General features: G+C 63.2%; 8 protein-coding genes. 4 read left to right on the top strand and 4 right to left on the bottom strand.

From position 1 onward, the window contains the following. Window positions 1–47 precede the first annotated feature (47 nt). Entirely contained in the window at window positions 48–977 is a 930-nt protein-coding gene (locus ACZ1JW_RS14240) for a response regulator (RefSeq protein ID WP_465126141.1), read from the bottom strand. Beyond that, window positions 967–4329 carry a hybrid sensor histidine kinase/response regulator gene (locus ACZ1JW_RS14235; protein WP_465141048.1) on the bottom strand — a complete coding sequence of 1121 codons (3363 nt, stop codon included), beginning with the start codon at window positions 4327–4329 and terminating at the stop codon, window positions 967–969. The genes ACZ1JW_RS14240 and ACZ1JW_RS14235 overlap by 11 nt, the downstream gene beginning before the upstream one ends. Window positions 4330–4698: 369 nt before the next feature. On the opposite strand from ACZ1JW_RS14235, the gene ACZ1JW_RS14230 reads away from it, so the two are divergent. After that, window positions 4699–7146: a TonB-dependent receptor gene (locus ACZ1JW_RS14230; protein WP_465126143.1), complete on the top strand. Its 2448-nt coding sequence runs from the start codon at window positions 4699–4701 to the stop codon at window positions 7144–7146. Between the two features lie 241 nt (window positions 7147–7387). Here the strand turns inward: ACZ1JW_RS14230 and ACZ1JW_RS14225 are convergent, their stop codons facing one another. Further along, window positions 7388–8905 (bottom strand): sulfotransferase family protein, encoded by a 1518-nt coding sequence (locus ACZ1JW_RS14225; protein ID WP_465141047.1) that lies wholly within the window; start codon window positions 8903–8905, stop codon window positions 7388–7390. Between the two features lie 169 nt (window positions 8906–9074). Between ACZ1JW_RS14225 and ACZ1JW_RS14220 the strand changes: the two genes are divergently transcribed. Genes ACZ1JW_RS14220 through fumC form a run of 3 tightly spaced genes read left to right on the top strand, consistent with a single transcriptional unit; the run spans window position 9075 to window position 11067 of the window. Next, complete coding sequence (locus ACZ1JW_RS14220; protein ID WP_465126145.1) at window positions 9075–9263, top strand: DUF3008 family protein; 189 nt, start codon at window positions 9075–9077, stop codon at window positions 9261–9263. Between the two features lie 3 nt (window positions 9264–9266). Further along, complete coding sequence (locus ACZ1JW_RS14215) at window positions 9267–9677, top strand: low affinity iron permease family protein (protein WP_465126146.1); 411 nt, start codon at window positions 9267–9269, stop codon at window positions 9675–9677. Between the two features lie 13 nt (window positions 9678–9690). Continuing rightward, window positions 9691–11067, top strand: coding sequence for a class II fumarate hydratase (fumC, locus tag ACZ1JW_RS14210; RefSeq protein WP_465141046.1), 1377 nt, complete (start codon window positions 9691–9693; stop codon window positions 11065–11067). A gap of 10 nt (window positions 11068–11077) precedes the next feature. Here fumC and ligD read toward each other — a convergent pair whose 3' ends face one another. Continuing rightward, complete coding sequence (gene ligD / locus ACZ1JW_RS14205; protein ID WP_465141045.1) at window positions 11078–13600, bottom strand: DNA ligase D; 2523 nt, start codon at window positions 13598–13600, stop codon at window positions 11078–11080. Window positions 13601–13602 lie beyond the last annotated feature (2 nt).

The following is a 13602-nucleotide window of genomic DNA, read 5'->3' as shown; positions in this document are numbered from 1 at the left end:
GCTTGGCGAAGGAAGAGGGAGAGAGCGGCCCCCTTCGCCAAACCGGTTCATGCAATCGTCCGCACTGCAAACGCCGCCGCCGCCGCGCGCGTTTCCACGCCCAGCTTCTCGAACACCTGCTCCAGATGCTTGTTAACCGTGCGCGGGCTGATCCCGAGAATCTCGCTGATCACGCGGTTCGGCTTGCCATAGCTGATCCACAGCAGCACTTCGGCCTCGCGCTGGGTCAGGCCATAGCGCTCGCGCAAGCGCTCCACCTCCGCCCCCTCACGGATCAGGTTGAGCCGGATCAGCAACTCCCGCCCGCCCGCGTCATCACCGCGCATCGGGCCGACCATGACCAGTTCGATGGTCTGCCCGGCCGCATCGAAGCGCAGTGAAGCTTCCGGATTGTCCCGCTGAGCCAGCAATCGGGCGACGGGCGCCGCGAAGTCCGCCGGCAGCCCTTCCCCTTCGCCCATCCCGCTCATCAGCCGCTCGACCTGCGGCGTGGCCCAGAGCAGTTGCCCGGCCCGGTCGACCGCAAACAGATGCCGCCCCGTGGCATCCAGCGCCGAGCGCCCCGCCTGCGAAACCCGCGCCGCCGCCAGATGCACCCGCATCCGCGCCAGCAATTCCTCAATGGCGATAGGCTTGCGCACGTAGTCGACCCCGCCCGCATCGAGCGCGCGCACCGCATGCTCGGTCTCGGTCAGGCCGGTCATGAATATTACCGGAATGTCTGCCAGTCGCGGCTGCTTCTTGATCGCCCGCGTGGTGTCGAACCCGTCCAGCCCCGGCATGATCGCATCGATCAGGATCAGGTCGGGCGCGACGTGCTCCAGCAGTTCCAGTGCGTTGCTGCCATTGGTAGCGATCAGCACGGTCATCCCTGCGCGTTCGATCGTGTCGATCAGGAAGTGTAGCGATTCCGGGTTGTCGTCGACGACAAGCACCGTATCGCGGCCCGCCTCCCCGCTCAGACCTTCACTGAACATGGACGACACCTCGTCGGAGGGCCTCGCGCAGGCCCTTGAAATCGAAGCATTCGAGACTGGTACGCAAGTGTGCGACGAAACGGGCTGCATCGGGAACGGCATCCTCAAGTTCGGAAAGACGGTTCTGGATCGCGCGGACGTTGCCGATCCGGGCGAGGCTTTCGATTTCGGGTACGAAGGGCAAGGCGGCGGCAGGCAGGTGCAGTTCGACCGCCGAGGTGGCAGGCATCGCCTTGCGCGGGCTGCCGTCCTCGACGGTCCAGGTCACGTCCAGCTGCCACGACAGCGCATCGAGCAAACTGTCGAGTTCGATCGGCTTGGTCAGGAACATGTCGTGCGGATCGTGCCCGTCCCCACCGCGCCGGAACTGGTGCGCATCGGCCGAGACCATGACGATGCGCAAGCCGCTGCCATGCGCCGCCCGTAGCAGCCCTGCCGTCTCCCAGCCGGTCTTGCCCGGCATCGAGATGTCCATGAACACGATGTCCGGCCGCGTCGCCGCCGCCAGCGCAATCGCCGTATCGCCATCGCGCGCGCCAACAACCGTGAAGCCCAGCGGCCGCAGCAGGTTCTCGATCACAGCTGCCTGCGCTGCATCGTCGTCCACCACAAGAACCCTGCGCCGCTCGCCTTCATAGCCGGTGATCACGTCCGCGCGGTGGCTCTGCACCGGCTGCGTCACCGGGCGCGAGAGCATCAGGCGCAGCGCAAACCGCGTCCCTTCACCCAGCGTGCTGTCCACCGTCAGGTCCCCGCCCATAACGTGAACCAGCGTCGAGGTGATTGCCAGCCCCAGCCCGATCCCCGGCTGCCCCGCCACCGAATTGCTGTTGCCCCGCTCGAACGCGCCGAAGATCCGGTCCATGTCCTCGGGCGCGATGCCGATGCCGGTGTCGATCACCTCGAACGTCGCGATCTCCCCGCGCCAGCCGATCCGGAACGTCACTGAACCTGCGGGCGTGAACTTGATCGCGTTCGAGATCAGGTTGATCAGCACCTGCCGCAAACGCTTCTGGTCCCCACGAACGAACTCGGGCAACTGCCTGGGCGTTTCCAGCTGGAACTTCAGCCCCTTGGCCTGGGCCTGCGGGCGAAACATGTTGGCGATCTGCTCGACGAAGGCCGGCAGGCGGATCGTGTCGCGCGACAGGCGAAGCACGCCCGCTTCCACCTGCGCGATGTCCAGCAACCCGTCGACCAGATTGGACAGATGCTCGCTAGACCGGCAGATCACCCGCCCCGCATCCTCGGGCTTCAGATCGCTCCCCCGCTCAAGCAACTGGGCATAGCCGTAGATCGAATTGAGCGGCGAGCGGATCTCGTGGCTCACCGATACGAGATACCGGCTCTTCGCCGCATTCGCCGCCTCGGCCACCTCGCGCGCCTTCTGCAAGGCCGCATCGGTCGCCTCATGCGCCGCGATTTCCTGCTCCAGCTCGCCAAGGTGCCGCCGTGTCTCGTCCTGCGCCGCGCGGCGGCTCTCGTGCGCCAGCACGATGAACCAGCTCCCCACGCCCGACATGAAGAAGAACACCAGAAACACCGCGAACAGGATAGACCAGACATGCGTCGCCAGTGCCGGATAGACCCGCGCATACTCGCGCCCGATCAACCCGAGCACCAGCATGTTGGCCAGCGTGAACGCGCCAGCGACACCAACGAAATGCCCGGTCGTTGTGTGCACGTATCGTGCCAGACGCTGCGGCAGCATTCGCTCGGCAAGGTTGGTGAACTGCTCGGTCGCCCGGCTGCCCTCCTTGCAGATGTCGTGGCAGCGCGTCTCGAGCGTGCAGCACATCGAGCAGATCGGCCCCGAATAGACTGGGCAATGCGCGGTATCGCCGCGCTCGAAGCGGTTCTCGCAGATCACGCAAGTCTGGATCGCCGCTTCGCAGGGCGTACGCTTGCGGGCAATGTAGTACTGCCCCTTGGTCAAGATCGCGAGCATCGGCGCTGCTACAAATGCCACAAACAAACCGATCACCGGCGCGAACGCCTGTGCCACTTCTCCGGCAAACCCGAGCTGGCACAGGGCTGAAGCGACCAGCGACAGCAGCATCGCGCCCATACCGACCGGATTCACGTCATAGAGGTAGGCGCGCTGGAACTCCGTGTCTTGCAGCCTCAAGCCCAACGGCCCCGACACCAGAAGGTCCGCGCTCAAGGCACCGATCCAGCCTGCCGCAAGGCTGGAATAGAGCATCAACACGATCTCCATCGAGCGGAAGATGCCGAAGAACAGCAGGGTTGTCGCCAGCCCGACATTGAACGCCAGCCATACCGCACGTCCGGCATAGCCATGGGTCAGGCGCGAAAAGACATTCGACCAGGCAATGGCCCCGGCATGGGCATTGGTCACGTTCACCTTGAGCTGGCAAACGATCACCAGCACTGCGGTCATCACCAGCCCACCGCGCGCAGACCCGGTCAGCGGGCCGAACACCTGCCCGAACATCGCATCGGGCGTACCGGCGATGTCAGGCGCAATGCCCGAAGACACCGCCCATGCCGCAAGCACGGACCCGAGCAGCAGCTTGCCCCCCCCGATCAGCAACCAGCCCGGTCCGCCCAGCACCACCGCTGTCCACCACCGCCTTGCGCCAATCACTTCGCGCGGCGGCATGAAACGCAGATATTCAACCTGCTCACCAATGCGGGGCAAGAGCGATAGCAGCACCGAAAGCGCAAGGCCGAACGAAACCAGCTGCGTTCTCGGAGCGTAGATCCCGGTAAAGTCCACCCAGGCCGTGATCACCTCGTCACCGCGCCACAGCACATAAGCCAGCGGGATCAGCTGCAGCACGATCCACAGTGGCTGGGTCCATGTCTGAAAGCGCGCAATCGTCCGCATTCCATGAAGCGCGATGGGAAGCACCACGAGCGCACAGACGATATAGGCAAGCTCGATCCTGATCCCGGTCAGCGCCTGCAAGGCCACCGCCATGATGCTCGCCTCGAGCGCAAACAGCAGGAACGTGAACGAGGCATAGATCAGCGAAGTGATCGTCGAACCAAGATAACCGAAACCCGCGCCGCGGGTGATCAGGTCAATGTCGAGCCCCTTGCGGGCCGCGTGCACGGCAATGGGCAGGCTGACGATGAACATCAGCAGACACCCTGCCAGGATCGCCGCGACGCTGACCCCCATGCCGTAGAACAAGGTGATCGTCGCGCCGATGACTTCGCAAACCAGTGAAGCGCTTGCGCCGAGCGCGGTCTGCAACACCACGCCGGTCGACCAGTGACGGGCAACTACGGCGGTCTGGCGATGGGCATGGTCGTCAAGCGTCTGTCCGGTGACCCACTGGTTGTAGGATCGCCTCTCGGAAACGATGGTGACAGCGCGCGGCACCGCCTCAGGTGGCCCCGGCCGACTTGATGACCCGCTCCGCGATGACAGTTGCAAGCCGCCTCAAACCCCCGATGGGCGAGAATTCTGTCGGCATATCAATGTCCGTCGGCGGCACTGTGTCCATGCCTTGATAGTGCCGGTCTGCGACGCTCCCGAGGATGGGCCGATTTACGTACGCCCCTTGGTGCGAACGCTCTCACTCTACGTCAAATGACCCATAGGCTCCCTTCAGCAAGCGTTTAGCCTTGTAATCACTCTGGATGAAAGTGCCGGGCCAGAGACATGTCGGGTCAAGAAGGCTCCAGAAAAAGAGAGCCACCGGCGGGGATGACTGAAGCCACGAGACAAGAACAACACAGTGAGGGTTTCATGCAATTTTCCCTGAAGCGCGCAGCGCTCCTCTCGGCCAGCGCGCTCGCCGGTCTCGCCGCCCTTCCCGCGTTTGCGCAGGAAGCACCTCAGGCTGACGCCACCGCTGCCGAAGCCGGTGAAGATCCCGGTTCCACGATCGTCGTAACCGCCACCCGCCGCGCCGTCTCGCTTCAGGACGTTCCCATCAATATCACTGCGGTCTCGGGCTCCGACCTAACCGAAAAGCGCATCGACGACGTACGCGGTCTTGCCGCGTTCACGCCGGGCCTGACCATTCTGGACACAGGTCCGCGCTCTACCGGTGCCATTGTCATGCGCGGTCTCTCGGCGGCGGACGTCGGGGTAACCGGCGCCAACTCCGACAGTGCCGTCGCAATCTACCTCGGCGAAGTGCCGCTCTATCAGGACTTCAAGCTTCTCGACATCGCCCGCGTCGAAACCCTGCTCGGGCCGCAGGGCACGCTTTACGGCGTCGGCACTCTCGCCGGTGCCATCCGCTACATTCCCAACCGACCGGACCCGACGCGCTGGACGGCGGATTTCCACGGTCGCGTCTACGATGTCGCCCACGCCGACGATCCGGGCTTCCAGGTCGATGCCACCTTCAACATCCCGATCGTGACCGACAAGGTCGCGCTGCGCTCGACCGTCGGCTACTACAACGATCCGGGCTTCATCGATTATGTCGCGCTGCTGAAGGAGCCTGGCGTTTCGCTGCCACAGCCCGGCGGCCCCGCCACCTCGCGCACCGCGCCGCTCGGCACGCCCGAACAGATCGCGGCTAACCTCTACACCTACAAGGATGCCAACTTCGAGCATACCTTCACCACGCGCAACACGCTGGCTCTGTTCCCGACCGAGACGATCGGCGTCTACATAAACTATGCCTACCAGAACACCTCGACCAACGGCCGCCAGGTCAATGGTGCCGGCGTGTTCGGCACCGGCAAGTATGAAGCGGTCGGTCGCTATCTCGAGCCGTCCAAGCGTCAGGTCCACCTCGTCAGCGGCGAAGTCCAGATCGAGCTGGGTGACATTGCCCAGATGGTTTCGGCTACGGCCTGGTCACACCAGAAGATCCGCTCGTCGAATGACGTGACCGACCTGCTGCTCGACCTCGACTACGGCTACGAACTGTTCCCGCAGTTCTCGGGCTTCACCCGCTCGGCTACCGATATCAAGCAATTCAACCAGGAAGTCCGCTTCGTTTCCACGCACGGCGGCCCGTTCAGCTGGGTGTTGGGCGGTTTCTACAACGAGCGCAAGACCAAGGGCACTTACCGCGAAGTCACGCCCGGCCTGCCGGAATTCTACTTCGGCCCGGTCACCTACTCGCCCGCCTATCCTGAGCCGATCGAGTACGCCAGCTTCAACGACAGCAAGGTCATCGAAAAGGCGGTCTTCGGCGAAGGCACGTTCGAGATCACGCCGAAGTGGCAGGTCACCGCAGGCGGCCGCTATTTCAGCTACGACGCCAAGACCAACGGAGGCATCACCTTGCCCCTACTCGAACCGGTGCCGGTGCTGCGCTTTGATACGGGCGGCGGTGACTCCGGGAAGAATGGCGTCGTCTGGAAGTTCAATACCTCCTACAAGATCACGCCCGATCTTATGCTTTATGGCACCTACAGCGAAGGCTACCGCATCGGCGGCCCGAACAGCGTGCCACCGTGCCCCGAGAATCTTGACGATGTGCAGAATGCCTGCGCCCTGCCCAACGAACAGTTCTACGGCCCGGACAAGACCCAGAACAAGGAAATCGGCGTCCGCGCCACCCTGTTTGGCGGCAAGCTCCAGACGACGATCTCGGGCTATCATATCAAATGGCAGGGCATCCAGCTGGCCTCGCAGACCCAGTACGGCATCGCCGGCATCACCGCCAACGGCGGCTCGGCAGTGTCCAAGGGCCTCGAAGCGACGTTCAATGCCAAGCCGATCGACGGCCTGACCATTACCGGCAGCTACTCGTACAATGACGCGAAGCTGACGCAGGACGTGATCGGCCTCCTGACCATCCGCAACCAGAATCTCCGGGCACGTCCAAAGAACATCCGCGTCAACGTGCTGGCAGGGGATCGCCTCCCCGGTACCGCACGTCACACCGGCAGCCTCGGCGTGACCTACGATGCCAACGTCGGCTCGGATGCGGTTGTCTCGACCAACTTCACTGCCACCTACCAGGGCGAAGTGCTCTCGCGCATCGGTGCACGGGCCGGCGGCGAAGTGATCCCGGATTACATCCTGGCTCGTGCCTCCATCGGCTACCGCCGCGACAAGTACGAAGTGCGCATCTACGCCGACAACCTGTTCAACAAGTTCGCGGTATCCTCGGTCGGCGAAGACCTTTCGCGCCGTATCATCAACGACGGCATCGTTTCGCGCTACTACAGCAACGCGGTGATCGCCCCGCGCAAGGTCGGCATCGAGTACTTCCTGCACTTCTGAGACTTCGCCGGTCCGCGTTTGCGGACCGGCACCCGACTTCCTGCGAAGACTGGGCCGCCGATCGCAAGACCGGCGGCCCTCTTTTCCTTAGCGGATCAACCCCACGCTACTTGCATATCCTTCGTCATTGCGAGGAGACGCAGTCGACGAAGCAATCCATAGCCCTCGCAGAGCCGCCCCGGATTGCTTCGCTCCGCTCGCAATGATGAACCTGAAGAGCCGCCCGAAAGCGGCGGAAAAATCAGTCCAGCGGAATACCGTTGGCGGTGAAGAAATCCATGACTTCGCCAAGGTGCTGCTCGTACTGCCTCCAGCGCCCGACCGAGCGGGCATTGATCGGCACACGCACCTGCTGCGCGCTGGGTGTCGTGACAGCAGCGGCATTCTCGTGGAACGCAAGGCACGCTGGGTCCCATTCGAGCCCGCAGCTGGCGAGCATGCGCCGCGTCTCCACTTCCTGGTCGGCGACCAGCCACTCGTAGGTAACTTCGTGGATTCGCCCGGGAAACCGTTGGCGCCAGAAGGCCATCAAGCGCTGGAACGACAGCACGTAACGCGCCGTGTCCATCAGGTCGTAGGACCAGCGATAGTAGGGCGATCCCGTGGCAAAGAGGTGCTTGTAGTTGCTCCACACGCTGTCCATCGCGCCCCGCCGCAGGCAGACAACACTGGCGTGCGGGAAGGCCTGAAGTATCCAGCCTATGTAGAGGAAATTCAGCGGAAACTTGTCGGTAAACCGCCCTTCCCTCGCCCCGGCATTCTGCCGCGCCCGGGCAAGGTAAAGTTCTCCCAGCTTCTGCGCCGAAATCCCGCCCAGTGCTTCGACCGTCGGCACATCGAGCACCAGCCGCGACGAGGTTCCGGCAAGCTGCTTGACCGCCAGCGGCATCGCCTGCAATTCCCCCGCAGATGTGATCTGCGCATGGGACGAGAGGATGCGGTCGACCAGGGTCGTGCCGGTGCGCGGCAGACCGACGACGAAGATCGGGGCGTCCTCGAGCTGGCTGTCGGCGACCAGCGGAAGGTCGCGGGCGAAGGTCCGGCGGATACCTTCGAACACCGCTTCGTCACTCTCGAACTGGTAGCCGAAGTTGGCCCTGAGTTTCGCGCTGGCGAGCGAGAGTTGCCCGAATGCCTCCGAGAGTTGCCCCTCTGCCTCGGAGAGTTGGACAATTGCAAATCGCAGCCTGACCTCTTCAATCGGGTCGGCAATACTGCCCAGAACCTCTTGAATTCGCTCAACTTCTCCACCGGTTGGCTTGCGCCGCAGTCCCGCCAGGCCGAGGTGCGCGCGGCCATGGCCCGGTTCGATGGCAAGAATCGCCTCAAAGGTCTCAGCCGCCTCGTCCACGCGCCCGAAGAAGCTCAGGGTGCTTGCCAGATTGAACAGGAATTCAACACTTTGCGGCGCCCCCGCCACCGCTCTTTCGAATAACGGCAAAGCTTCGTCATGCGCCCCCAGTCGCGCAAAGACGCACCCGATCGTATCCAGCACCAACGGGTCCTCACTACCCGCCAAAACCGCCATCCGCGCGGCTTCCAACGCCTCTGCTTCGCGCCTTGCGAGCAGCAGAATGCGCGCTTGCTGGGCGAGATACTCGGTGTTTTTTGGCGCAACTTTTACAACGGCGCCAATGGCTTGCATAGCATCGGCCACGCGCCCGCTCTCAGCCAAGGCAACCGCCGCGACGAACCCCGCCTCGACATCTCGTGGATCACGCGCCAGCGCTTTACCCGCTTCGGCGAGAGCGTCGGACATCCTGCCAGAGGCAAGGAGTTCGCGAAGGGTGCTGCCGGACGCCATGACGCAAGCCTAGCCGCGCGAAGCACGACTAGCGCTACGCAAATTGACGCAATCGCAGATGCTCGGTCCGGAACGGGGCACCTGCCCGAACGTTCAGACGGGGAACCATTCCGGGAGAACCGCAATGCCCGCAAAATCCGCTGCCCAACAGAAAGCCGCAGGTGCCGCCCTGTCGGCCAAGCGCGGCGAGACGCCGAAAAAGGATCTCAAAGGCGCCTCGCGCTCCATGGAAAAATCGATGAGCGATAAGGAGTTGGAGGATCTTGCCGCAACAAAGCGCAAGGGCAAGCCCGAACACGTGCGCAAGGATTGAGTGGTGGAGCAGACCTTCACCACCATCGCCAACAAGGTCTCCGGGCTCGCCGGCCGACCCGCAACGTTCATCGTCGCGCTCGCCATCATCATCGGCTGGGGGCTGAGCGGACCTCTGTTCCAGTGGAGCGATACCTGGCAACTGGTGGTCAACACCGGCACCACGATAATCACCTTCCTGATGGTCTTCCTGATCCAGAACAGCCAGAACCGCGACGCTGCGGCGATGCAGGCCAAGCTGGACGAACTGATCCGCGCGGTAGACAAGGCCCGCGAAGGATTCGTCGGGATCGAGCATCTGACCGACGACGAAATCTGCCGCCTGCGCGCCGCGCTCGAACGCGAAGTGGGTGCAACAGGCGACAAGCAAGCTACAGCAGGGGAAACGGTGGAGCGCTTGCTCGACCGAACCTGACCGGAGAGCACAAATGCAGCGGATCGAAAGCGACAGCCTCGGCGAAGTGCGCGTGGACGCGCAAGCCTATTGGGGGGCGCAGACGCAGCGCAGCATAGAGAACTTCCCATTCGGTGCGATGGAACGGATGCCGGTCGGGATCATCCATGCGCTGGGCGTGGTCAAGCAGGCCGCCGCCCAGGTCAATCGTCGGCATGGACTGGACACCGGACTTTCGGATGTGATCGACCAAGCCGCAGCGGAAGTCGCGAGCGGCAAGCTCGACGATCAGTTCCCGCTGGTGATCTGGCAGACGGGAAGCGGCACGCAGACGAACATGAACGCGAACGAGGTGATCGCCGGCCGCGCCAACGAGATGCTTACGGGGAAGCGAGGCGGCAAGAGCCCGGTGCACCCCAATGACCATGTAAACATGGGGCAATCCTCGAACGACACCTTCCCCACGGCTCTTCACGTTGCCGCGGTCGAAGCGCTGAACAGTGAGCTGATTCCTGCACTCGACAAGCTGTCAGGCGCATTATCCGGCTGCGCGATTGCGTGGAAGGACGTGGTCAAGATCGGGCGCACACACCTGCAGGATGCGACGCCGCTGACCCTGGGGCAGGAGTTCTCAGGCTACGCACAGCAATTGCGCAACGTTTACGACCACTTGCGGCACGTGGAGCTGCATCTGCTGCGTCTGGCGCAAGGCGGCACTGCGGTCGGCACCGGTCTCAATGCACCCGAGGGCTTCGCCAAGGATATGGCGGCGCAGATTGCCGAGCTGACCGGCAGGCCCTTCTCTACCGCTCCGAACAAGTTCGAGGCGCTGGCATCGAACGATGCATTGGTGCAGCTTTCGGGGACGCTTTCGACGCTGGCCGTGGCACTGACGAAGATAGCCAACGACATCCGCCTGCTCGGCTCCGGTCCCCGCTCGGGTCTTGGCGAGCTGGAGCTTCCGGCCAACGAGCCGGGCAGCTCGATCATGCCGGGCAAGGTCAACCCGACGCAGGCGGAAATGCTGACGATGGTCGCCGCGCAAGTGATCGGAAATCATCAGGCGGTGACCGTCGGCGGACTGCAGGGTCATCTCGAACTCAACGTGTTCAAGCCGATGATCGGCGCGGCCGTGCTGCGTTCGATGCACCTGTTGAGCGTGGGCATGGAAAGCTTTGCCAAGCGCTGCGTCGAGGGCATCGAACCGGACCGGCGCCGGATTGCCGAACTGGTGGAACGATCTTTGATGCTAGTGACGGCGCTGGCCCCTGAGATCGGATACGACAACGCGGCGAAGATCGCCAAGCATGCCCATGAGCATGATCTGAGCCTGCGGCAGGCCGCGCTTGCGCTCGGGCTGGTGGACGAGCCAACGTTCGACCGGCTGATCCGGCCGAGGGATATGGTCTGAAACTGCGGACTCAAACATCCGGCAGAGATTGCTCCGCCATGCCCCAACCACGCAACAATTTGCTTTCGCTGCGTTTCAGCAGTTCTTCTGCATCGCTGATGGTAAAGGCATGCGCGCTCTCGAAGTCCTCCAGCTCACCCCAGTCGATCGGTGTGGCGACGGGGGCATTGGCGCGGGCGCGGGCGGAATAGGGCATGACAGCCGTGCTGCCGCGCTGGTTGCGCAGCCAGTCGATGAAGATACGCCCCTTGCGCTTGGCCTTGCTCATCGTGGCGACATAGCGATCGGGGTCGGCCATGCCCAGTGCTTTGGCGAAGCGTTCAGCAAAGTTGGCGTGCGCTTCCCAAGAGTGGTCGCAGCGGAGCGGCAGGACCACGTGGATGCCCTTGCCTCCCGACAGCATTGCGAAACTGACAAGGCCAAGGTCCGAGAGACGGTCGCGGATGTCTTTTGCCGCGCGCTTCACGTCGGCAAAATCGAGTCCTTCGTCGGGATCGAGATCGATCACCATCCGATCGGGCGTTTCGACATCGTCGGCCTTTGCGCACCAGCCATGGAATTCGATCGTGCCCATCTGCACGCAGGTGAGAATGCCGGCGGCGTCCGCAACGAAAAGGTAGTCTTCTGAATTGCCATCCTTTTCCTTGATCGACACATGGTGGACATGCTCACCGAACGAGCCGCTGTCATGCTTCTGGAAGAAGCACTGCTTGGCCCGCCCTTGCGGACAACGGACGAGACTTACCGGGCGATTGGCAAGGAATGGCAGCATCGCGGGCGCCAGCATAGCATAGTAATCGGCAAGGTCGCCCTTGGTCTGCCCGCTTTCAGGGAAGATCACGCGACTGCGATTGCTGATCGCAACGGTTTGCATCTGCGGTTCGATATGGACAGCGCGTTCGGGTATCACGTCCTCAGCCTTCTTGTCCTCGCGCAAGGCGACGAAGCTGGCATGGCGCACTCTGCCATCGCCGGTGAATTCGGCAAAGGCCACTTCGGCGACAAGTCTGGGCTCCAGCCATAGTGCGCCACGCGCTTCGGTTTTCGGCACCTCGAGCACGCGCTCCTCGCGACGGAGCGGCTGTAAGCGGGTGGCGAGATCATCGAGCAGATCCGCATCGAAACCGGTGCCCACCTTGCCCTTGTAGACGAGTTGATTGCCCTTGCGCTGGGCGAGGAGGAGCGAGGCAAAGGGGCGACGTCGCGCAGTCGATTTCGTCATGCCGACGATGACGAATTCCTGACGCAGGATGCATTTGACCTTGAGCCAGTTCTGCGTGCGCCTGGGTACGTAGGGCGCATCGGCGCGCTTGGATATAATGCCTTCCTGCGCGGCGCTGCACATAGACTGAAACAGCTTTTCGCCACCGCCCACGATATGATCGGCAATGTGAATCGGCGCTGATGCTGCGGTGAGCAGCGCCGCGAGACGTTGCTTGCGCTCGATATTCGGGAGCGGTTTGAGGTCCTCGCCGTCGATCTCGAGCACGTCGAAGGCATGGAACGAGAGCGCGTCGCGCTCGCCCTGCTCGCCATGGCCGCGCTTCAGCACATTCTGGAGGCGCGAAAAGTCGGGATTGCCTTCTTCGTCTGCGGCCGTGATCTCGCCGTCGATCAGGCAGGACGGCAGATCGAGCGCGGCCAGGTGCCGGACCAGAGGCGCGAACTTCTCGGACCAGTCCAGCCCGCTGCGGGTAAAGACCCGCACGTCCTTGCCCTTGGCGGCAACAAGAGCGCGGTACCCATCGAATTTGATCTCGTGGAGCCACTGGCTGCCTTCGGGAACGCCATCGACCAGCGTGGCGAGTTGAACCGGCTGGAAGGCGGGCAGCGGCGCGTTGCGCGGCTTGCGCTTGGGTGGCGCCTTCGAGACTTTTGCGTTGTGGCTGCTCGCGGCCTCCATTTCCGCCGCAAAGTCCTTGCCCTTCTTGCCCTTCAGCGAATGGCTGGCACGCTTGTCGGCGGCGATCGCGGCCATTGTCCGGCCAGTGAGCACGCTGGTAAGCGCACGCTCCACCAGCAGGTCGCCCTCGGCAGCAAAGGTATCCTCGATCTTGCGCAACAGCCAATTGTCGCGCTTTTCGTTGCCGCGTCTTTTCAGACGGATGAGCAGCCATTCGCCTTTCATCCGCTCTCCATCCAGGCGGAAATGAAGGTGGCCCTTTTCAAGGTCCTTGGCGCTCTTGCCCTCGACCGGCTCCCATGTGCCGCGATCCCAGAGCATGACCGTGCCGCCGCCATATTCGCCTTCCGGGATGGTTCCTTCGAACTCGGCATAGCTCAGCGGGTGGTCTTCCGTCTGCACGGCAAGGCGCTTGTCCTCGGGATCCGGGCTGGGGCCTCGGGTTACGGCCCAGCTCTTCATCACGCCATTGACTTCGATGCGGAAATCCCAGTGGAGCCGGGTGGCATCGTGCTTCTGGACGATGAACAGGTTGCCGCTCTTGCTCGACTGCAGCTTGCCCGAAGGCTCGGCCGTGCGGGCGAAGTCACGCTTGGCGTTGTAGGCCTCGAGGGGATCGCGCCTCGCCATGG

This window comes from Novosphingobium sp. BL-A-28-Hi1-0D, from assembly GCF_055521755.1.
This window is presented reverse-complemented; position numbering and strand designations above follow the sequence as displayed.